The 20,483-nt window shown below is 73.6% G+C and carries 21 protein-coding genes; 3 read left to right on the plus strand and 18 right to left on the minus strand.

What is annotated here, in order from left to right; translation table 11 throughout:
- The first annotated feature begins 200 nt into the window (after positions 1–200).
- Positions 201–1,043 (plus strand): DUF1206 domain-containing protein, encoded by an 843-nt coding sequence (locus ACFWP3_RS08530; RefSeq protein ID WP_384217623.1) that lies wholly within the window; start codon positions 201–203, stop codon positions 1,041–1,043.
- A gap of 18 nt (positions 1,044–1,061) precedes the next feature.
- On the opposite strand, the gene ACFWP3_RS08535 is transcribed toward ACFWP3_RS08530, so the two are convergent.
- Positions 1,062–2,420, minus strand: a complete 1,359-nt coding sequence (locus ACFWP3_RS08535) for a M64 family metallopeptidase (protein ID WP_384217625.1) — start codon at positions 2,418–2,420, stop codon at positions 1,062–1,064.
- A 151-nt stretch (positions 2,421–2,571) separates the two neighbouring features.
- On the opposite strand from ACFWP3_RS08535, the gene ACFWP3_RS08540 reads away from it, so the two are divergent.
- Positions 2,572–3,951 (plus strand): tetratricopeptide repeat protein, encoded by a 1,380-nt coding sequence (locus ACFWP3_RS08540; RefSeq protein WP_384217628.1) that lies wholly within the window; start codon positions 2,572–2,574, stop codon positions 3,949–3,951.
- Here ACFWP3_RS08540 and ACFWP3_RS08545 read toward each other — a convergent pair.
- Together ACFWP3_RS08545 and ACFWP3_RS08550 are read right to left on the minus strand one after the other, a co-directional pair.
- The gene (locus tag ACFWP3_RS08545; protein WP_384217630.1) at positions 3,914–5,437 is read right to left on the minus strand and encodes an MFS transporter; all 1,524 of its coding nucleotides are present in this window, start codon (positions 5,435–5,437) and stop codon (positions 3,914–3,916) included. The genes ACFWP3_RS08540 and ACFWP3_RS08545 overlap by 38 nt on opposite strands.
- Before the next feature lie 44 nt (positions 5,438–5,481).
- A complete protein-coding gene (locus tag ACFWP3_RS08550) occupies positions 5,482–6,048 on the minus strand; it encodes a TetR/AcrR family transcriptional regulator (RefSeq protein ID WP_384217632.1) in 567 nt (188 codons plus the stop codon).
- Positions 6,049–6,228: 180 nt separating this feature from the next.
- Between ACFWP3_RS08550 and ACFWP3_RS08555 the strand changes: the two genes are divergently transcribed.
- A complete protein-coding gene (locus tag ACFWP3_RS08555) occupies positions 6,229–6,729 on the plus strand; it encodes a DUF6328 family protein (RefSeq protein ID WP_384217635.1) in 501 nt (166 codons plus the stop codon).
- A 179-nt stretch (positions 6,730–6,908) separates the two neighbouring features.
- On the opposite strand, the gene ACFWP3_RS08560 is transcribed toward ACFWP3_RS08555, so the two are convergent.
- The 15 genes from ACFWP3_RS08560 to ACFWP3_RS08630 all read right to left on the minus strand — a co-directional run bounded on the left by ACFWP3_RS08560 (position 6,909) and on the right by ACFWP3_RS08630 (position 20,466).
- Positions 6,909–7,163, minus strand: a complete 255-nt coding sequence (locus ACFWP3_RS08560) for a DUF6158 family protein (RefSeq protein WP_384217637.1) — start codon at positions 7,161–7,163, stop codon at positions 6,909–6,911.
- A gap of 79 nt (positions 7,164–7,242) precedes the next feature.
- Complete coding sequence (hypE, locus tag ACFWP3_RS08565; RefSeq protein ID WP_384217866.1) at positions 7,243–8,232, minus strand: hydrogenase expression/formation protein HypE; 990 nt, start codon at positions 8,230–8,232, stop codon at positions 7,243–7,245.
- A gap of 148 nt (positions 8,233–8,380) precedes the next feature.
- Positions 8,381–9,517, minus strand: a complete 1,137-nt coding sequence (gene hypD, locus ACFWP3_RS08570; RefSeq protein WP_384217639.1) for a hydrogenase formation protein HypD — start codon at positions 9,515–9,517, stop codon at positions 8,381–8,383.
- Positions 9,514–9,849, minus strand: a complete 336-nt coding sequence (hypC, locus tag ACFWP3_RS08575; protein WP_384217641.1) for a HypC/HybG/HupF family hydrogenase formation chaperone — start codon at positions 9,847–9,849, stop codon at positions 9,514–9,516. Before hypC ends, hypD begins: the two co-directional genes overlap by 4 nt.
- Before the next feature lie 13 nt (positions 9,850–9,862).
- Positions 9,863–12,220 (minus strand): carbamoyltransferase HypF, encoded by a 2,358-nt coding sequence (gene hypF / locus ACFWP3_RS08580; RefSeq protein WP_384217644.1) that lies wholly within the window; start codon positions 12,218–12,220, stop codon positions 9,863–9,865.
- Positions 12,220–13,077 (minus strand): hydrogenase nickel incorporation protein HypB, encoded by an 858-nt coding sequence (gene hypB / locus ACFWP3_RS08585; protein WP_384217646.1) that lies wholly within the window; start codon positions 13,075–13,077, stop codon positions 12,220–12,222. Before hypB ends, hypF begins: the two co-directional genes overlap by 1 nt.
- 3 nt (positions 13,078–13,080) lie before the next feature.
- Positions 13,081–13,482, minus strand: a complete 402-nt coding sequence (locus ACFWP3_RS08590) for a hydrogenase maturation nickel metallochaperone HypA (protein ID WP_384217648.1) — start codon at positions 13,480–13,482, stop codon at positions 13,081–13,083.
- Between the two features lie 161 nt (positions 13,483–13,643).
- Positions 13,644–13,748, minus strand: coding sequence for a DUF6893 family small protein (locus ACFWP3_RS08595; RefSeq protein WP_384217651.1), 105 nt, complete (start codon positions 13,746–13,748; stop codon positions 13,644–13,646).
- Positions 13,745–14,260, minus strand: coding sequence for a hydrogenase maturation protease (locus ACFWP3_RS08600; protein WP_384217652.1), 516 nt, complete (start codon positions 14,258–14,260; stop codon positions 13,745–13,747). Before ACFWP3_RS08600 ends, ACFWP3_RS08595 begins: the two co-directional genes overlap by 4 nt.
- Positions 14,257–15,687, minus strand: coding sequence for a hypothetical protein (locus tag ACFWP3_RS08605; protein WP_384217655.1), 1,431 nt, complete (start codon positions 15,685–15,687; stop codon positions 14,257–14,259). Before ACFWP3_RS08605 ends, ACFWP3_RS08600 begins: the two co-directional genes overlap by 4 nt.
- On the minus strand, positions 15,684–16,382 hold the full coding sequence (locus tag ACFWP3_RS08610) for a DUF6084 family protein (RefSeq protein ID WP_384217657.1): 699 nt from the start codon (positions 16,380–16,382) through the stop codon (positions 15,684–15,686). The genes ACFWP3_RS08605 and ACFWP3_RS08610 overlap by 4 nt, the downstream gene beginning before the upstream one ends.
- Positions 16,379–17,038, minus strand: a complete 660-nt coding sequence (locus tag ACFWP3_RS08615) for a DUF5947 family protein (RefSeq protein WP_384217660.1) — start codon at positions 17,036–17,038, stop codon at positions 16,379–16,381. Before ACFWP3_RS08615 ends, ACFWP3_RS08610 begins: the two co-directional genes overlap by 4 nt.
- Complete coding sequence (locus tag ACFWP3_RS08620) at positions 17,035–17,556, minus strand: hypothetical protein (protein WP_384217662.1); 522 nt, start codon at positions 17,554–17,556, stop codon at positions 17,035–17,037. Before ACFWP3_RS08620 ends, ACFWP3_RS08615 begins: the two co-directional genes overlap by 4 nt.
- The gene (locus ACFWP3_RS08625) at positions 17,553–19,337 is read right to left on the minus strand and encodes a nickel-dependent hydrogenase large subunit (RefSeq protein ID WP_384217664.1); all 1,785 of its coding nucleotides are present in this window, start codon (positions 19,335–19,337) and stop codon (positions 17,553–17,555) included. The genes ACFWP3_RS08620 and ACFWP3_RS08625 overlap by 4 nt, the downstream gene beginning before the upstream one ends.
- Positions 19,338–19,410: 73 nt before the next feature.
- Complete coding sequence (locus ACFWP3_RS08630; RefSeq protein ID WP_384217666.1) at positions 19,411–20,466, minus strand: hydrogenase expression protein HypE; 1,056 nt, start codon at positions 20,464–20,466, stop codon at positions 19,411–19,413.
- Positions 20,467–20,483: the final 17 nt, after the last annotated feature.

The following is a 20,483-nucleotide window of genomic DNA, read 5'->3' on the forward strand; positions in this document are numbered from 1 at the left end:
CAAAAACCCCGGCGGCTAGGCCCATCCCCCCCGCCCTGGCTTCGGCCCGGGGGGGGGGGCGGCGACGCCGGGGGGGGGCCCCCCGCCCCCCCGGGGGGGGCCCCCCCCGGCCGCTGCGCGTCCCCTGGGGCCCGGCTGGCCCGACCAGTAGTACGGCGGCGCAGGGGCATGGAGTGGCCCGGCCCGGGTAGCCGCGTGTCATGACAAGCGGCGGGAAGACACGCGAAAGCGCAAGGCGCGAGGGTGTACGTACCGCCTCCCGGGGCGGCACGGGCCGCGAAGTGGTGGCCCGGTGCGGGCTGGTGGCACGCGGCGTGCTGTACGTGCTCGTCGGGCTGCTCGCCCTCCGGGTGGCCTTCGGGGGCGGCGGGCCGGAGGCGGACCGCACGGGCGCGCTCCAGGAGCTCACCCGGCAGCCCCTCGGCGGTTTCCTCGTATGGGCCGTCGGCATCGGCGTGGTGTGCATGATGCTGTGGCGGCTGTCGGAGGCGGTGTTCGGCGCGGCGGGCCCCGACGGCGACAAGGCCGGCAAGCGGCTGGCGTCGGCGGCGCGGGCGGTGTTCTACGGAGCCGTCGCGTTCTCGGTGCTGTCCTTCGCGGCCGGGTCCGGCGGCGGGCAGTCCGGCGACGAGCAGTCGCGTGACACGACGGCCCGGGTGATGGAGCTGCCGGGCGGTCCGTGGTGGGTCGGCGCGGCCGGGGCGGCGATCGCCGTCGGGGGCGCCGTGATCGCCGTACGGGCCGCGATGCGCACCTTCCTCAAGCACCTGAAGACGGACCGGATGCCGCAGGGGGTCCGCAAGGCGGTCGAATTCGTCGGTGTCACCGGCGGCGTGGCCCGGGGCGCCGTCTTCGCCGCGGCGGGCGCCTTCGTCGTATACGCGGCGGTGCGCTTCGACCCGTCGGAGGCGAAGGGTGTCGACGACACCCTTCGCGCCTTCACCCTGACCCCGGCGGGACCCTGGCTCCTGGTGCTGGTCGCCGCCGGGCTCATGCTGTTCGGGCTGTTCTCCTGGGCGATGGCCGCCTGGCGCCGGGTCTGAGGGACCCGGCGCCAGGGCTCAGAGGCGGACCTTCCACTCGGCCGTGGACCGCAGGGTGCGGGCGATCGCCGGGTCGCGTACGGAGGGGCTGCGGTCCTCGGCCGTGACCGTGAGCCGGTGGGTGCGCAGGTCGAAGAGCCACAGGTCGGCCACCGCCACCTCGGTGCGGCCCTCGAACCTCTTCAGCTCCCTGCCGTCGAGGTACCACCTGACCACGAGTTGGCGGCCGTCCGCTCCGGCCAGCCTCGGCACGGCCGCCTTCGCCGTGTGCCGCAGCCGCAGGGTGCGGTCGGTCGGGGTGAGGGGCGTGACGGTCCGCGCGTGCCGGTGGAAGCCGCCGATCATCGCCTCGACGCCGGGCAGGTTGAAGGGCTTGCCCAGCACCCGCATGATCGAGTTGTCGGTGGGCCGGTACAGCCCGGTGGTGTAGTACCCGCCGCCCTCGTACGCGCCGACCGTGCCGCCGTCCGGGGAGGTCTCGCCGAGCCAGCGGTACCACTTGGCCTGCCGGTCGGCCATCCGGTCGGCGGGCAGGGCTGAGCTGTTGGACTCCGCGGGCTCGGGGCCGGTGTACTCCTCGTACTCCGGGACGCCGGCGTAGAAGTACTCGTCGGCGAGCTTGCCGAGCGAGTGGCCGGTCTCGTGGATGGCCACCTGGCCGGACTTCGGGTGGCCCGCCGAGGCGGTCGATATCCCCTCGTAGCCGAGGGTGTCGCTGCGCTCGTTGTAGCCGGCGCCGCCGTACTTGGCGCTGTTGGCCAGCACGATGACCAGGTCGGCCGCCGGGGCCTTCGCCACGTACGCGTCGACCTTGGGCTGGTCGACGCACAGCAGCCGCTCGATCTCCTCGCACCAGAAGTACGAGCCGAGTGCGGTGTCGCGGACGGTGGCCGGGGCGGGGTCGCCGGAGACGCCCGATTCGCGGGAGACGGCGTCGACCGTCCACACGTTGAAGAGGTTCCGGTAGGTGGTGTACGGCTCGACGGCCGTCACCTCGTCCCACTTCTGCCGGGCGTCGGCGCGGAACCGCTCCAGCTCGGCCGAGGTGTAGCCGTCGCCGATGACGACCACGTCGAGGCGGTCGCCCGTGGGGCCGTTGTCGATCATCTTGGCGACCTCGCCGTCGGCGGCCCGCTCGGCCTCGGAGAGCCCGCCCGCGGTCTTCGCCCGGGCCCCGGCGGCCGGTACGCGGATGTGGCCGGACCCGGCGTCGCCGCCGTGCTCCGGCCCCGGTATCTCGACCTCGACCCCGCCCGCCGCCGGCGCCGGGCCGGCCGCCCCGGCCGGAGCCGCCGTCACCAGAACCGCGGCGGCGCAGGCTGCCGCGAGGGCGGCGCGCAGCACCGGCCCCCTGGCCCGGCCTCTGACTGGACGCATGAAGTCCTCCCCCTGGAAAGGCGGTTGAGCCGACAGTTAAGCAAGGAGTTAAGCCTGCTGAATCGGTTGCTTAAACTAGGTGGCACGCGGGGCGTGCGCAATGACCTGATCCCCCTGAATACTGGGGAGTTCGAGCAACCAGGGGGATTCCATGGACGAACCGGCCCGCATCGGCGGCAGGGTTCAGCGGCTGCGCACCGAACTGGGCCTGACCCAGCGGCAGCTGGCGGAGCCCAGCTACACGCCCGCCTACATCTCGACGCTGGAGTCGGGCCGGGTCCGCCCGTCGGAGACCGCGCTGCGCTTCCTCGCCGGGCGCCTGGGCACCTCGTACGAGGAGCTGGCCACCGGCCGCCCCGCCCACCTGGCCACCGAGCTGCGACTGGCGCTCGCCGACGCCCAGCAGACGCTCGGCACCGGCGCGGCCGACGAGGCCGCCGTACGGTACCGGCGGCTGCTCGACGAGGCGCGGGAGCTGGCGCTGGTGCCGGAACAGGCGGAGGCGCTGCTCGGGCTGGGCGAGTGCGCCCTGGAGTCGGGGGAACTGCCGGACGCGATCGGCCACTTCGAGGCGGCCGAGCGCCTGCTGGCCGATGAGCCGCTGCCCCGCCGGGCCCGCCCGGTCCGCGGCCGCGCCGTCGCCCACCTGCTCGCGGGAGAGCTGCGCTACGCCTGCTACCTGCTGGAGTCCGCCATCGACGAGCTGGGCACGAGCGGGCTGGCCGATCCCGAGGCGCTGGTCCTGCTCTACGCCGCGGTGATCGGGCCGTACATCGACATGGGCGCCCACGCCCGCGCCGCCCACGCGGCCGAGCTCGCCCTCGCACTGGCCCCGCAGGTCAGCGATCCGGCGCTGGTGGCGGGGATGCACCGGCAGGTGGCGCGGACGTTCCTGGCCGAGGGCCGGGTGGCCGACGCCGACGCCTCGCTCGCCAAGGCCCAGGCGATCTACGGGCAGCTGCGGCTGCGGACCGATCTGGCGCACTGCCACTGGATGCGCGGGTACGTCCAGGCGCAGAACGGCGAACTCGAAGCGGCGGAGCGCGAGTTGCGCACGGCCCGGGAGATGCTGGCCGCCCGGCGCGCGGCCCTGTACACGGCGCAGGTGGAGGTGGAGCTGGCCGACGTGCTGCGCCGGCTCGGCCGGTCGGGGGAGGCCGCCGAGCTGCTCTCGGCGCTGCTGGAGCTGGGCGACAGCCACGGGGCCGTGCACGCCGCGGGCGCGCACCGGCTCCTCGGCCTGATGGCCGAGGAGCGCGGTGAGCCGGAGACGGCCGAGGAGCACTACGTGCAGGCGCTGGCCCTGCTGGAGCGCAGCGGGGCCAGCGGCGACCTCGCGGACCTGTGCCGGATGCTGGGCGACCTGCTGCGCCGGACGGGCCGGACCGAGGCGGCCCTGGACGTGTACCGGACGGGGCTGGGCCACCGCGCGGCGCCGGGCACCACCACCCTGGGGCCGGCGCCCGCCCCGCCCGTGTTCGGGTCGGTTCGGATCAGTGGTTCTCGGTGGGCCGCAGGTCGCGCGGAATGAGCGCCCAGGTCGTGGCCGCCGCGGCGATCGCGAGCCCGCCGGCCATGAGGAACGCCGGGGTGATCGCGAGGGTGTAGGCCTGCGAGGCGGTGTCGATCAGGGCCTGGCCGACGGCGCCGCCGAGCGTCTCGGCGATGTGCGCGGCCTCGCCCACGGAGTCCCGTACGGCCGCGGCGCTCGGCCCGTCGAGGTCCAGGGCGGGCAGGTTGCCCCGGTAGAGCGCGGCCGCGGTGGAGCCGAGGATGGCCACGCCCATGGCCGAGCCCAGTTCGTAGCAGGTCTCCTCGATGGCGGCGGCGCTGGAGACCTCGTCCGCGGGCGCGGAGGAGATCAGCGTGACCGAGGCGACGGTGGTCGCGATGCCGGCGCCCAGGCCCATGACGGTCAGGGCTGCCGCGAAGGCCGGGTATCCGAGGTCGGTGAACTGCTGGAAGGTCCAGGGCAGGGCCATGCCGACGGCCAGGACGACCAGGCCCGCGCCCAGGACGTGCCGGATCGCGAAGCGCTGCATGAGGGCGGGGGCCACCATCGAGGCGCAGATCAGCGCGAGCGGGGCGGGCACCAGGCGCAGGCCGGCCTCCAGCGGGGTGTAGCCCTGGCCGTACTGGAACCACTGGGTGACCAGGAAGAGGATCGCGCCCATGCCGACCATGGGCAGGAAGATCGCGGTCGCCGCGACGCTGAAGGCGGGCTTGGCGAACAGCCGCACCTGGAGCAGCGGATTGTCCCGGTGCAGCTGGCGGCGTACGAAGACGGTCAGCGCGACGGCGGCCACGGCCAGCAGGGCCCACGGCAGCGGGTCGCCGACGCCGCTCTTGCCGAGCTGCTTGATGCCGCCCGCGAGGGCGAGCATGCCGACGATGGACTGGCCGACGCCCCACCAGTCCCAGGCGCCGGTGCTGCGCGGGGAGCGGGACTCGGGCAGGTAGCGCAGGCCCGCGGCGACGATGAGGGCGGCGACGGGCAGGTTGAGGAGGAAGGCGGAGTGCCAGCCGTAGTCCTGGACGAGCAGCCCGCCGACGACCGGGCCGAAGGCCATGCCGCCGCCGAACACGGCCGCCCAGACGGCGAGCGCGAAGGCCCGCTCCTTGGCGTCGGTGAAGACGCTGCGCAGGATCGACAGGGTGGAGGGCATGATGGCCGCGCCGCCTATGCCGAGGAGCGCGCGGGCCGCGATGACGTGCCAGGCTTCGGTGGCGAAGACGGCCGTGAGCGAGGCCAGCGAGAAGATGCCGAAGCCCACCATGAGCAGCCGCTTGCGCCCCCAGCGGTCTCCGAGCGCTCCGGCGGTGACCAGCAGGCCGGACAGCGCGAGCGCGTAGATGTCGATGATCCACAGCTGCTGTACGGCGCTGGGCTGGAGGTCGCCGACGAGGGAGGGGAAGGCCACGTTGAGGATCGTGGTGTCCATGGAGATCAGCAGGAGGCTGCCGGAGAGGATCGCGAGGACGATCCACCGGCGGGGGTCGAGCGCGGCGGGATGCATGGGGTTCCGTTCGGGTCGGTGCACGGAGAGGGGCGGACCGGCGGCTACGCGGACGGCTGTCCGGGGGGCCGGATCCCGCCGAGGAAGGACGTGAGGACCAGACGGCCGGTCTGGCGCGGGGCGAGGCGCCCGTCGCGGACGCCTTCGGCGGCGGCGTCGAGCAGTCCCCACAGCGCGTACCAGATCCAGTACGGCGGCAGGTCGGCGCGCAGCCGCCCCAGCCGCTGGCCGTGGGCGAGGAAGGCCAGCGCCCGCTGGTCCTGCCGGTCGATGCCGGCCCGGAACCGCGGGTCGGCGAGGACGGTGGCGTCCCGCGAGGTGAAGCCGTACAGGTGCGCGGCGGGCAGCAGGGCGACGACCAGCTCCTCCAGGGCGCGGTCGAAGGCCGCGCCGTCGGCGGTCTCGGGCAGGCCGGCCGGGGCGAGGCACTCGTCGACCACCTGGATGGTGCGGACCGCGACGGCTTTCAGCAGCGCCTCGCGGGTGGCGTAGCGGCGGCCGAGCGTGGCACGGCTGGTGCCGGTCCCTGCCGCGATCTGCACCATCGAGGCGCTGTGGTCGCCGGCGAGGACGCGCGCGGCGCTGTCCAGCAGCTGTTCTTCCGACACCATGATGAGCCTCCTTCGCCTCGAATGATACAAAGATGTCTCATCCGAGGCAAGCGTGACCCATTGCGGGCCGGTTCCCGCACCTGCCGATCGCCGACCGCGGGGTGACCATGGACGAAACGCGGGAACGAGAGCGCCACCGGGGGCCAGCAGGCCCGGAGGTGACGCCCACCGGGAGGCGGCATGGGCGCAGAGGCAGACGACGCCGTACGGAACGACGGCAGGGACGAAAGCGAGGAAGAGCGCGCGGACCGGCAGTGGCAGGAGCTGGTGCAGGAGATCCGGGTCACCCAGACGGGCGTGCAGATCCTCTTCGGTTTCCTGCTGACGGTCGTCTTCACGCCGCACTTCCAGGGCCTGCCCCAGACCGACAAGACGATCTACATCGTCACCGTCGTCCTGGGGTCCCTGTCCACGGGGGCGCTCATCGCTCCCGTCGCCTTCCACCGCATCGTCTCGGGCCGCCGGATGAAGCCCGAGACGGTCGCCTGGGCCTCACGGCTGACGTTCGCGGGCATCCTGCTGCTGCTGGCCACCCTCACCGCCGCGCTCCTGCTGGTGCTGCGGGCGGCCACGCACAACGCGTTCGTGCCCTGGCTGGTGGCCGGCGTACTGGCCTGGTACCTGCTGTGCTGGTTCGCCCTCCCGCTGTGGGCGCGCGTGCGCTACACGCACAAGGAGTGACCCCGGCCGCCGCCCGGCCGCCCGGCCCCCGGGGCCGGGCGGGTGCGGGCCTCGGGGCCGGGCGGGTGCGGGCCTCGGGGCCGGGCGGGTGCGGGCCTCGGGGCCGGGGGTGCTGGCCTCGGGGCCGGGGGTGCTGGCCTCGGGGCCGGGCAGGGCGGGCCGCGGGCCGCCGCTCCGGGCTACGGCGCGCCCTGCTCCGCGGCGCCGCGGGCCCGCGCTCCCGAGCGGGTGCGGCCGGCCGTCTGGGCCCGCTGCGGGTGCCGGCGCACGTACTCGTGCTCCAGCTCGTTCATCCGCTGCGTATGGGTCACCAGGGCGTCGTCCGACCCGTGCAGCAGCGTCTCGTGTCGCGTGCGGTGGATGGCCTCCAGCTCCTTGAGCAGGCGGCCCTCCTCCAGATTCCGCGCCGACGGACCGCCGTCGTGCTCCGTCATGGCACGCACACCTCCTCCGCGCTCGGTCCGGCCTCGCAGAAACGGACCTCCCCTTCCATCATCTCCTGCCCGGCCCGCGTCAGCAGATGCGTGGCAGTTGCTCTCCGATGGGCAGGTCGACCACCCGGGTGCCGCCGAGGCCCGTGCGCGCCACGACCAGGCCGGGGTGGTCGGCGACCGCCTCGCCGATCACGGCCGCGTGCCGGCCCAGCGGGTGGGCTCGCATGGCGTCGAGGACGGCGTCCGCGTGCTCGCGCGGGACGAACGCGACCAGCTTGCCCTCGTTGGCCACGTACAGCGGGTCGAGACCGAGGATCGCGCACGCGTTGGCGACGGCGGCGGGGACCGGCACGCGGCCCTCCTGGATGACGACACCGGTCCCGGAGGCGGCCGCGATCTCGTTGAGGGCGGCCGCCAGACCCCCGCGGGTGGGGTCGCGCAGCACGTGCAGGTCCGGGGTGACGGCCAGCATGGCCCGGACGAGACCGTTCAGCGGCGCGCAGTCGCTCTCGATGTCCACGCCGAACTCCAGCCCGTCCCGGACGCTCAGGATGGCCACCCCGTGCAGGCCGATCTCACCGCTGACGATCACGACGTCACCGGGCACGACCCGCTGGGGCCGCAGGTCCACCCCGGCGGGGATCAGCCCGATGCCCGCGGTGTTGACGTACACCCCGTCACCGTGACCCGCCTCGACGACCTTGGTGTCGCCGGTCGCCACCTCCACCCCGGCGGCGCGCGCGGCGGCTCCGATCTCCTCGGCCACCCGCGCCACGACCGACATCTCGACGCCCTCTTCGAGGATGAACCCGCAGGAGAGGTAGGCGGCTTGGGCCCCGCTCATGGCCAGGTCGTTGACGGTGCCGTTGACCGCCAGGTCGCCGATGCCGCCGCCAGGGAAGAACAGCGGCCGCACGACGTACGAATCGGTGGAGAAGGCCAGCCGGACCCCGCCCAGGCAGACCGCGGCGGAGTCCCCGAGCTGGGCCAGCACCTCGCCGCCGAAGGCGGGGGCGAACAGGTGCTGGACCAGTTCGGCCGAGAGCGCGCCGCCCCCGCCGTGGCCCATCACCACGCGGGGGCGGTCGCGCAGGGGGGCAGGGCAGGTCCAGCCGGTGACGTCGAGCGCCGGCGGCGCGGGCGTGTGCTGCGCGGGCGTGTGCTGCGCGGTGGTGTGCTGCGCGGGGGTGTGCTGCGCGGTGGTGTGCTGCGCGGTCTCAGGCAACGGGGCTCGCCTCCGGCGAAACGGCGGTCCGGGCGGGAGTGAGCTCCAGCCGGCGGTACAGGTAGTACGCGGCGCAGGCGCCCTCGCTGGACACCATCGTGGCGCCGAGCGGGCTGCGCGGGGTGCACAGGGTGCCGAAGGCCTCGCACTCGTGCGGCTTGAGCAGCCCCTGGAGCACTTCGCCGCTGCGGCACTCGGCGGGCTCGCGGGTGTTGATGCCGGTCACCGAGAAGCGGTGCTCGGCATCGAACTCCCGGTAGCGCTCCGACAGCCGCCAGCCGCTGTCCGGGATCACCCCGATGCCCCGCCAGGCCCGGTCGGTCACCTCGAAGACGTCCTCAAGCATGGCGAGGGCGGCCGGGTTCCCCTCCGGGCGCACCGCGCGCGCGTAGGCGTTGTCGACGGTGTGCTCGCCGCGCTCCAGCTGCCGTACGGCGCGCCGTACGCCTTCGAGGATGTCCAGCGGCTCGAAGCCGGTCACCACGATCGGGACCCGGTGGCGGGCCGCCAGCTCCGGGTACTCCCCCATGCCCATCACGCTGCACACGTGCCCGGCCGCGAGGAAGCCCTGGACCCGGCAGCTCGGCGACCGCATGATCGCCTCGATGGCCGGGGGGACGCGGACGTGGGAGACGAGCAGGCTGAAGTTGCGGATGCCCAGCTTCCTGGCCTGGTACACCGTCATGGCGTTGGGCGGCGCGGTGGTCTCGAAGCCGATGCCGAAGAACACGACCTCCCGCCCCGGGTTCTCCTGCGCGATCCGCAGCGCGTCGAGCGGGGAGTACACGACCCGTACGTCGCCCCCTTCGCTGCGCACCTGGAAGAGGTCGCGGCCGGTGCCCGGCACCCTCAGCATGTCGCCGAAGGAGCAGAAGACCACATCCGGACGGGAGGCGATCTCCAGGGCCTTGTCGATGACCTCCAGCGGGGTGACGCACACCGGACAGCCCGGGCCATGGATCAACTCGACCTGTTCCGGTAGGAGTTGGTCGATGCCGTGCCGGATGATGGTGTGCGTCTGGCCGCCGCAGACCTCCATCAGGGCCCAGGGGCGGGTCACGGTGGCGTGGATGTCGTCGAGCAGCCTGCGGGCGAGCTCGGGGTTCTGGAACTCGTCGATGTACTTCACTGGCGGGCTTCCTCCTGCGCTGCGGCTTCGTCGGGGTCGTCGGTGAACGGCCACGGGACACCGCCCTCGGCCGCGGCCTGCTCCCAGGGGTCGCCGAACTCCTCCTGCAACATGCCGAGCTGCGCGAAGAGTTCGAGGGTCTGGCGGGCCGACTCCTCGTCGAGGCGCTGGAGGGCGAATCCCACGTGCACGATGGCGTACTCACCGACCTGGAGGTCCGGCAGGTACTCCAGGCACACCTCCTTCTGCACGCCGCCGAAGTCGACGGTCGCCATGCGGGTGCCGTCCTTCTCCCCGATGTCGAGCACTCGGCCCGGTACCGCCAGACACATGGGTTCTCCTTCGCTAGGAATGGTCATCCGTGGCGTGGACCGCTGCCGCCACCATGAGCTGGCCCAGCGACAGTCCCCCGTCGTTCGGCGGGATCCGGACGTGCCGCAGGACGGTGAACTCCCGCTCGTCCAGGACGCGGGCACAGGCCGAGGAGAGCAGGGTGTTGGCGAAGACCCCGCCGGTCAGCGCGACCGTGTCCAGGCCGTGCCGTTCGCGGGCCAGGACGCACAGCGCGCCGACGAGGTCGGCCACCGCCGTGTGGAAGCGGCGGGCGATCCGCGCCGGGTCGGTGCCCGCGCGCACGTCGGCCGCCACGGCGGCCAGCACCGGCGCCGGATCCGCGGCCACCGGCCCCTCGGCGCCGTCCGGGGGCGGGCGCAGCGCGAAGGCGTACCCCGGGGCGGGTGCGTCGTCGGCGGGCGCGGTGAGCGCCGCGGACTCGAGCTCGATCGCGGCCTGCGCCTCGTACCCGGAGCGGTGGCAGACCCCCGCCAGCGAGGACACCGCGTCGAAGAGGCGGCCCATGCTGGAGGTGGGGGCGCAGTTCAGGTTCCGCTCCAGCTGACCGCGCAGCACCCGCAGTTCGTCGGGCGGACAGACCGCCACGCAGGGCAGGTCGGAGGTCCATTCGATGCCCGCGGCCCGCAGCTGGGACAGGGCCATGCGGTACGGGCGGTGCACGGCCGCGTCGCCGCCCGGCAGCGGGACGTAGGAGAGGTGGGCGAAGCGCGTGTAGCCGGCGTAGTCGGCCAGCAGGAACTCCCCGCCCCACACCGCGCCGTCGTCGCCGTAGCCGGTGCCGTCGAAGGCGACGCCGATCACCGGCCGGCTGCCGTCCAGGCCGTGTTCGGCCATCGCGGAGGCGATGTGGGCGTGGTGGTGCTGTACGCGGACCAGGGGCCGGCCGGCGGCGTCGCGGCGGGCGCGCTGTCCGGAGCGGTAGCCGGGGTGGAGGTCGGCGGCGAGGAGGGCGGGTCTGACGCCGGTGATGGACTCCAGCTGCCGTTCGGCGCGTTCGCGGGCGTACTGGGTGGCGAGGTCGTCCATGTCGCCGATGTGCGCGGACAGCCAGGCCCGGCGCCCCTCGCCGAGGCAGAAGGTGTTCTTCAGGTCTCCCCCGGCGGCGAGGACCGCGGGGACCGGCAGCGGGAGCGCGACGGGCAGCGGGGCGTAGCCGCGGGAGCGCCGTACGGTCAGCGGCTCGCCGTCGCAGACGCGCACCACCGAGTCGTCGCAGGGCACGTGGATGGGGCGGTCGTGGGTGAGCCAGGCGTCGGCGAGGCCGGCGAGCCGGTCCAGGGCCTCCTCGTCGTCGGTGACGATGGGCTCCCCGGAGAGGTTCCCGCTGGTCATGACGAGCAGCCGGGGACCCGGCGGGTCGCCGGGCAGTCCGAGCAGCAGGTGGTGCACGGGCGTGTACGGGAGCATCGCGCCGAGGTCGGGACAGCGCGGGGCGACCTCGTCGGCCACCCCTGCGGCCACTGCGCCGGGCGCGGCGGCCCGGCGGCGCAGCAGCACGATCGGGCGGGCCGCCCCGGTCAGCAGGGCGCGCTCCTCGGGCCCGATGTGGACGAGCCGGTCGAGGTCGGCGAGGTCGCGGGCCATCACGGCGAAGGGTTTGTCCCCGCGGGCCTTGCGGCGGCGCAGCTCGGCCACCGCGCCGGGCCGGGAGGCGTCGCAGGCCAGGTGGTAGCCGCCGATCCCCTTGACGGCGAGGATCGCCCCGGCGGCCAGCAGCCTGCGGGCCTCGGCGACCGGGTCGGTACCGGTCACCTCGTGGGGCGGGTGTCCGGCGAGCAGCCGCAGCCGGGGCCCGCAGGCGGGGCAGGCGACGGGCTGGGCGTGGAACCGGCGGTCGGCGGGATCGGCGTACTCGCGGGCGCAGTCGGGGCACATCGGGAACGCGGCCATCGTGGTGTGGGCCCGGTCGTACGGCAGGCCGGTGACGATGGTGAAGCGCGGTCCGCAGTGCGTGCAGGTGATGAAGGGGTGGCGGTGGCGGCGGTCGGCCGGGTCGGCCAGTTCGGCGAGGCAGTCCGCGCAGGTGGCCACGTCCGGCGGGACGAGCGTGCGGGCGGGGCCGCCGGTGCGGGAGGCGACGATGCTGAATCCGGTGCCGCCCGCGACCGGCACCCGGCGGTGGTCGACGGCGTCCACCACCGCCAGCGGGGGCGCGTCCGCGGCGAGCCGGTCGCAGAAGGCGCTGACGGCGGCCGGTGCGCCCTCGACCTCGGCGACGACCCCCTCGGGGGTGTTGGTGACGTGCCCGGCGAGGCCGAGGCCGGTGGCGCGGGTGTACACGTACGGCCGGAAGCCGACGCCCTGCACCACGCCCCGGACGGTGACCCGGCGCCGCTCGACCGTCTCCATCAGCGCGTCGGCACCACGGTGTGCGGCGTGCCGTGCGTGTGGTCGTGATCGTGATCGTGGTCGCCGTGGTCGTGATCGTGATCGTGGTGATCGTGATCGTGGTCATGCCCGTGATCGTGATCGTGATCGTGATTGTGATTGTGGCCGTGCCCGTGCCCGTGCGTGTGCGGCTGACCCGCCATGACCGGCGTGTGCGCCGCGGTGCCCGCGCCCACCGCCAGTGCCCGGTCAAGCAGCAGGCCCAGGCCCTCACCGGCGCGGGCGGACGTCAGCGCCACCTCCACGCCGGGGTTGACCCGCTGGACGTTGGCGCGGAAGGCGGCCTCGTCGAAGGCCACGGCCCCCGCGATGTCCGTCTTGGTGACCACCACCAGCTGTGCCAGACCGAAGGCGGTCGGGTACTTCAGCGGCTTGTCCTCGCCCTCGGTGACCGAGGCGAGCACCACGCGCAGGGACTCCCCCAGGTCGTAGGACGCGGGGCAGACCAGGTTGCCCACGTTCTCCACGAAGAGGATCCGGGTGTCCTCGGGCAGCCATCCGTCCAGGTGCCGGCCCAGCATCCCGGCCTCCAGGTGGCAGAGCCCGTCGGTGAGCACCTGCTTGACCGGTACTCCGGAACGGGCCAGCCGCCGTGCGTCGTTCTCGGTGGCGAGGTCGGCGGTCAGCGCGGCCACCGGCACCCCCCGCTCCCGGGCCAGGAGCAGCTCCCGCTCCAGCAGTTCCGTCTTCCCGCTGCCCGGGCTGGAGAGCAGGTTGACGACCACGGTTCCGCGCGCGGTGAGTTCGGTGCGCAGGGTGTGCGCGGCCTCGTCGTTCTTGGCGAGCACCGCCTGCCGTAGATCGACCACTCGGCACATGGTTCAGCCCTCCTCGGAGATCGGTTCGCGGGTACGGGCTGCGCCGGGAGCGGGACCGTCCTCCCAGTCCACGGTGAGGATCCGCAGCTCGCGGCCGGCGAGCAGCTCGACGTCCGTGGCCCGCGCGCAGCCGGGGCAGCACAGTTCGGGAGGCATGCCGGTCGGCCACTGCCGCCCGCAGGAACCGCACCGGGCGCGGGCCGCCACCGTCTCGGTGACCAGGCGGGCGCCTTCCAGTACGGTTCCGGCGCAGGCCAGTTCGAAGCAGAAGGCCAGGGCGTCGGGGACCACGCCCGCCAGCTCTCCGACCTCGAGCCGGACGGCCGTCACCGCGCTCGCGCCGCCGGCTGCGGCCGCTTCCTCCACCTGGCCGACGACGGCCATGGCGATCGACATCTCGTGCATCGGACTCCGTCCTGCCGGGGCTCATTACACCGGCAGGACGGAGGCGGGGCGGGCGGGCACGCCGACGTACGACACGCCCCGTACGCCGTTCGGGCGCACGCCGTTCGGGCGCGGGGGCGGCGCGGGGGCGGGCTCCGGTCGGGCTCCGGGCGGGCGGCGGCTCACATCCTGGTCAGCCGCAGGTAGCGCCGGATGTCGGGGAGGACCTCCCGCAGTACGAGGACGAGCGCGGCGGTGGCGGCCCCGTAGACGACGGCCTTCTTCATGGGGTTCTCCTCAGTGCGGCGCGGTCGGGCGCGGCGGTCTCGTCGCGGAGCAGGTCCAGCACCATGCGGGCGGCCAGCGGTACGGCCGCGGCCACGGGCGGGCTCAGGCCGATGCCCTCCTCGACCGAGGCCGGCTCGCAGCCGACGACGAGCGTGCGGCGGGGCGGGGTGGTTCCGGTGCCGGCGCAGAGGGTGTCCAGCAGGGTGAGGACCGCGTCGGGGGACATGTGGTGGCCGTCGAGGACGGCGCCGCCGGGGCCCGCGCTCCCGTCGGCCTCGATCAGGTAGAGCGTGCCCGGCTCGCCGCCGCGTGCGGTGGCGTCGAGCATCACGAGCGTGTCGTAGCCGTCGAGGAGCTGGTAGGCGAGGTGGACTCCGCGTACGCCGAAGTCCACCACCTCCACCGTCTCGGGCAGCCGGTGCGCGGACAGGGCCCGTACGGTCTCCACGCCGAAGCCGTCGTCGCCGAGGAAGACGTTGCCGATGCCGGCGACCAGCGTTCTGCCGCTCACGCGTCCTCCAGGGGGGTGACCTCGTCGGGCTGGAAGTAGAGGAACCGGCCCTGTTCGCGTCGGATGTCCGCGCCCGGGTCGCCCTCGACGGTCACGGCGAGGTGGACTCCCCCGTCGACGTCGTGCAGGACCGCCTCGACCCTGGCGGCCATGCCCTGGAGGAACAGGTCCTGGGCGTCGGTGCGGCGCAGGCCCGGGCGCAGCAGGACCCGGCTGCCGACGCCCACCGGGGCGCCGTCGACGAGGATCCGGTCGCGCGCGGGGTCGGCGGTGTCGTCCCGGGCCGGGTCCCACCAGGGGGTTTCGGGCCGGAACACCGCCTGCTCGTCGGCAAGTTCGGTGAGGGGCTCCGGTAGGTCCGGGCGGGCCGCGTCCGGGTCGGTGATCTCGCGCAGGGCTCGGACCGCGCCGTGCAGCCGCTCGAGTACCTCGGGGGGCATGGTGTCGGCCAGGTCGATGACTGCGGCGGCGCGGGCGTCCGTGCCGCGTGCCTCGCGCTTCTCCCGGTCGGTGAGGGCCGCCGTGCGCAGGGCGAGGATCTCGTCGATCTCGGTGGCGTCGTACATCGCGCCGAGGCTCTCGGGGGCGATGGCCGGGTGGTCCTCCAGGATGATCGGGGAGGACAGGACCACGTCGGCTCGGCCTGGTTCGCCGGCCAGTACGGGCCAGGTGTGGCGGTTGGCGCAGGTGGCGACGGCGGCCTTGGCCCACTCGGGCGGGTCGGTCATGGAGAGGAAGGAGCCGGCGTCGAGGCCGAGCAGGAGGTGCGCGGCGACCAGGGACCGGGGCAGGGCCGCGTCGCGGTCGGCCGCCGCGCCGGGCGGGGTCCACGGGCTGGTGTTCTCGACGACCGCGGTGAGCTTGAACACCCTGTAGGCGCCCTCGAGTTCGGTGGCGCGCAGCCGTACGACGCCCTCGACCTCCTCGGTGCGCCGTACCAGGCGGCCGATGTGCCGGCCGTCGGCGTCGAGGACGGGCTCGGTGCTCTCGCGGGCGGGGCGGCGGAAGGGCAGGGTGAGTCCCTCCCCGGCCAGTTCGGCCACGCCGGCCGACAGCTCGACCCGCTCCTCGGTCCCCTCGTCCCAGGGGACGAGGACCCGGTCCGCCAGGTGCAGCTCGGCGACGTCCTCGAACGTGCCGTCGGGCAGCACCTGTTGGACGGTGCGGCGCTGCGCGTGCAGGAACCGCAGCTCGACGGCGAGGCGCGCGTCGCCCTTCGGCTCCATCAGGATCTCGGTCTGCTGGTGCGCGTGCTCCTCGTGCGCCGGGCCCCACGCGGGCGGGACCAGTACGCCGAACTGCCAGCGCAGCCGGTTCTTGGCCGCGGAGGCGCGGTAGGGGTAGAGCACGTAGCCCTCGAAGAGGACGGCGTCGGCCACCTGCCGGGCGGTGGCGAAGCGGGAGTCCGTCGCGGCCGTGGTGGTCATGGCGCCGTCCTCTCGGTGGCACGGGGCAGTGCGGAGCCGAACCGGCGGGGCGGGGGCGGCGGGTCGGCCGCGGCGGCCGCGTCGAGGAGGGCGCGCACGGTGGCCTCCCAGGAGGCGAGGGAGTGCCGTGAGCGGAAGGCGAGCAGCTCCGCCATCGTGTCGCGGGGCAGCCGCAGCCAGCCGCAGCCCGGGAAGTGCTGCTCGACCATCTCCCGCCAGACCTGTACGGGCAGCCGGTACGAGGCTTCGCGGTCCCAGGGGACGGGCTCGACGCGGAAGCCGCCGGCGCCGGTGAAGGCGGTGCCGGAGAACAGCATCAGCAGCGGAGCCTCCCCCTCCGTCAGGGCGTGGAAGTAGCGGGTCGCCGCGATGTCCATGTCGTAGGTGCAGGGGACGACCAGGTCGGTCTCGGTCTCCCCGGTGAAGCCGGGCACCATCAGCGCGACCTGGGCGAACTGTACGGGCTTGAGGGTGGTGCCCCAGCGGCCGCGCTCGCCGAACAGGTCGGCCAGGCCCTCGGCCTCGGCGGGGCCGTAGCCGCGCCGGGCCGGTTCGATGCGGATCTGGCAGCGCAGGGCGAGGGCGTGCACCCGGGCGTTGCCGGCGGCGGTGATCCGCAGCCGGAAGACGAGGGTGGGGCCGGCGGCGTAGGCGTCGGCGCGCACCCCGGTGCAGGTGAAGGCGAGGTCGGTCATCTCGGGCCCGCCCCGGCGGTGTCGGCCGGCGCCTTGGCCCGGCGTTCGACCTGCGCGAAGAAGGCGTCGAGGGCCGCGCGGGCCTCGGCGCCGCCGTCGAAGCCCTGCCACAGCAGCCTCATCCGGCCCACGAGTTCGTAGCAGATGTCGATGGGCACGAGGTAGCAGTCGGTGCGGCCCTCCGAGCGGCGCAGCAGGAGGGCCTCCACGTCGGGTTCGAGCAGGGCGGCCAGCCGGCCGCCGCCGAGCACGCTCTGCCAGGTCTGCGGGTCGAGCTCGCTCTCGGTGGCTCCGGCCGGGCTCGGGTAGAGGGCGACGAGCCGGTCGAGGGCGGCGTTGCGGAAGAAGAAGGCGACGCCGACCGGGATCTGGAGCAGCTCCCAGGCTCCCTCGTCGAGCGGATGGCCAGGGTCGGTGAGGTAGCGGCCGGGGACCGCGCGGTACCGGCCGGTGGCGGTGCCCGGCCGGTCGAAGAGCAGGGCGCAGGCGGTGCAGGCGCAGACCAGGGCCCGCTTCTCGGTCTCCACGAGGTGGCGGTGGCCGTCCTCGGGCACCGCCACCCCGCACAGTTCGCAAATTTCGGGGCGCGGCGGGCGCGGGCCCGCGAACCGCCGCAGGCCGCGCGGTGCGCCCGTACGCGCCGGGTGTCCGTTCACCGCACCCGTGCCGGGGTCTGCGGGCGGGCCGAGATCTGCAGCAGGGTGGGCTGCGGGGCCGCCTGTTCCCTCTCGACCCGGGTGACCTCGGGTGCGAAGGAGGCCAGGGTGTCCTCGACGGACTGCTGCCCGCCGGCGCTGCCGCAGCCGCAGCCGGTGCCGGTGCCGCCGGACTCGGGGCCCAGCCGCAGCACCCCGGTGGCCTCGTCGAAGCCGAGCACCTGCGCCGGGTCCCCGGCGGCGGCCAGGGCGCGGGCGATGCGGGTGTGCACGTCCTCGGGGTGGAGGTCGTGCAGGGCCAGCAGGCTCGCGACGAGTTCGTCGTCGAGCAGCGGGCGCAGCGGCGCCTCGCCGAGCCCTTCGACGATCCGGGCGAGGCCCGCCCCGTAGAAGTCCATGAGGACGCGCACCAGTTCCTCGGCGGCCGCGCACGCCTCGCGGTCGCCGCCGGCGGCGAGCCGGTCGAGCACCTCCTCGACGCGGTGGCCGGTCTGCCGGGTGTCGGCGGCCGGGCTCATCCGCCCAGTCCGCTCAGGCCGGTGGGCACGTGCATGGTCTTCACGGTCTTGCCGCCGCCCACGTACATGTGGACTCCGCACGGCAGACAGGGGTCGAAGCTGCGCACGGCGCGCATGATGTCGATCCCCTTGAAGTTCTCCGGGGTGTTCTCCTCGAAGATCGGCGTGTTCTGGACGGCGTCCTCGTACGGTCCGGGCGTGCCGAAGGTGTCGCGGGTGCTGGCGTTCCACGGGGTCGGCGGGTACGGGTGGTAGTTGGCGATCTTCCCGTCGCGGATCACCATGTGGTGCGAGAGCACCCCGCGCACGGCCTCGGTGAAGCCGACGCCGAGCCCCTCGTCCGGCACCTCGAACTTCTCCCAGGTCTGGGTGCGTCCGGCGCGGACCTCGGCGAGGCCCTTCTCGGCGCAGTGCAGGGCGATGGCGGCCGCGTAGGCCTGGAAGTAGGTGCGCGCGCGGTTGCGTTCCAGCGCGTTGCTCCACTTCGGGATCTTCCACTCGAAGCGGGTCTCGGGCTTGGTCATCGTGCGCGGCAGCGTGATGACGACGCTGTGCCCGGTGGCCTGCACGTAGTCGGTGTGGACGAGGCCGGACAGCGCGGTGGACCACAGGCGGGCGATGGGGCCGCCGCCGGTGTCGAGCGCGAGGTGGTCCTTGCCGTCGAACCAGCGGGGGGACATCACCCAGCTGTACTTGTCGTCGAAGTTCCGTTTCTGCGGGGCTGGGATGGTGTGCTGGTTCCACGGGTGGCGGGGGTCGACCGGGTTGCCGAGCGGGTCGTGGGTGACGAACTGCTCCTGGCCCTGCCAGTCGTCGTAGTACGAGCTGCCGAGCAGGATGCGGATGCCGAGGTTGATCTCGGTGAGGTCGTTGGTGACCAGTTTGCCGTCGACGATCACGCCCGGGGTGACGAACATCTTCCGTCCCCAGTCGGTCATGTTGGCGTAGGTGAAGTCGCAGTACTCGGGGTCGTTGAGGGCGCCCCAGCAGCCGAGCAGGACGCGCCGGCGGCCGACCTCCTCGTAGCCGGGCAGGGCCTCGTAGAAGAAGTCGAAGAGGTCGTCGTGGAGCGGGACGACGCGCTTCATGAACTCGCAGTACCGCATGAGGCGGCTCATGTAGTCCGTGAAGAGCTGGACGGAGGCGATGGTGCCGACGCCGCCCGGGTAGAGGGTGGAGGGGTGCACGTGGCGGCCCTCCATCAGGCAGAACATCTCGCGCGTGTAGCGGGAGACCTGGAGGGCCTCGCGGTAGAACTCGCCCTCGATGGGGTTGAGGGAGCGCATGATGTCGGCGATGGTCTTGAAGCCGTGGTCGCCGGCGTGCGGGGCGGGGGTGCGCTCGGCCAGCTCCAGGACGCCGGGGTTGGTCTCGCGGACCATCTTCTCGCAGTAGTCGACCCCGACCAGGTTCTCCTGGAAGATGTTGTGGTCGAACATGTACTCCGCCGACTCGCCCAGGTTGATGATCCACTCGGCGAGGTGGGGCGGCTTCACCCCGTAGGCCATGTTCTGCGCGTACACGGAGCAGGTGGCGTGGTTGTCGCCGCAGATGCCGCAGATGCGGCTGGTGATGAAGTGCGCGTCCCGGGGGTCCTTCCCGCGCATGAAGACGCTGTAGCCGCGGAAGACCGACGAGGTGCTGTAGCACTCCGCGACCCGCTTCTGCTTGAAGTCGATCTTCGTGTGGATGCCGAGGCTGCCGACGATCCGCGTGATCGGATCCCAGGCCATCTCCACCAGGCCGCTGCCGTCACCGGCCGCCTTCGTCTTCGGTGCCATCGTCTCTGCCGTGACCCTTCCTGCTGCTGTGCTGCGCGGAGTTCGTGATCGGAGTGGGGGGCGTGCGGGTCGGTCACCAGGGCGGGCGGTAGCCCGTGGTCAGCTTCTGGCCGGCCCGGCGCCACTTGGGCTCCTGGTCCACGGTGTGCGCCGTGATCGCGCGGAGCCTGCGGACCACCGCCCCGTAGGCGCCGCTGGTCTTGCTGGACACCTTGGCGCCGGGGGGTTCGTCCATGAACGGCATGAACTTGTCGGGGAAGCCGGGCATCGTGCAGGCGATGCAGATGCCGCCGACGTTGGGGCAGCCGCCGATGCCGTTCATCCAGCCGCGCTTGGGGACGTTGCACTTGACGACGGGGCCCCAGCAGCCCAGCTTCACCAGGCACTGGGGAGAGTCGTAGGTCTTCGCGAACTGGCCCTGCTCGTAGTAGCCCGCCCGGTCGCAGCCCTCGTGGACGGTGGCGCCGAACAGCCAGGTCGGGCGCAGCTTGTCGTCGAGCGGGATCATCGGCGCCGAACCGGCCGCCTGGTAGAGCAGGTAGGTCAGGGTCTCCGAGAAGTTGTCCGGCTGGATCGGGCAGCCGGGCACGCACACGATGGGGATGCCGGCCTTCGAGGTCCAGTCCCAGCCCAGGTAGTCGGGCACGCCCATGGCCCCGGTGGGGTTGCCCTCCATGGCGTGGATGCCGCCGTAGGTGGCGCAGGTGCCGATGGCGACGACGGCGAGGGCCTTGGGGGCCAGCCGGTCGATCCACTCGCTGGTGGTGATGGGCTGGCCGGTCTCGGGATCGTCGCCGAAGCCGCACCAGTAGCCCTCGGGCTTGATCTTCTCGTTGGGGATGGAGCCCTCGACGACGAGCACGAACGGGTCGATCTCGCCCCGCTCGCCCTTGAAGAACCACTCGATGAATGTGTCGGCGCCGCCGACGGGCCCGCATTCGAAGTCGATCAGCGGCCAGTGCACCGCGATCTTGGGCAGCCCGGGCAGGACGCCCGTGACGATCTCCTCGATGCTGGGCTGCATGGCGGCCGTCAGGGATACGGAGTCGCCGTCGCAGCTCAGCCCCGCGTTGATCCAGAGGATGTGGATCGGGGGGTCTTCGACCGGTGCCGACGTCGCTGGATCCATGGGGATGCCTCCTCGGG

The sequence above is a fragment of the Streptomyces sp. NPDC058525 genome, assembly GCF_042719495.1.
Taxonomy (GTDB): Bacteria; Actinomycetota; Actinomycetes; order Streptomycetales; family Streptomycetaceae; genus Streptomyces.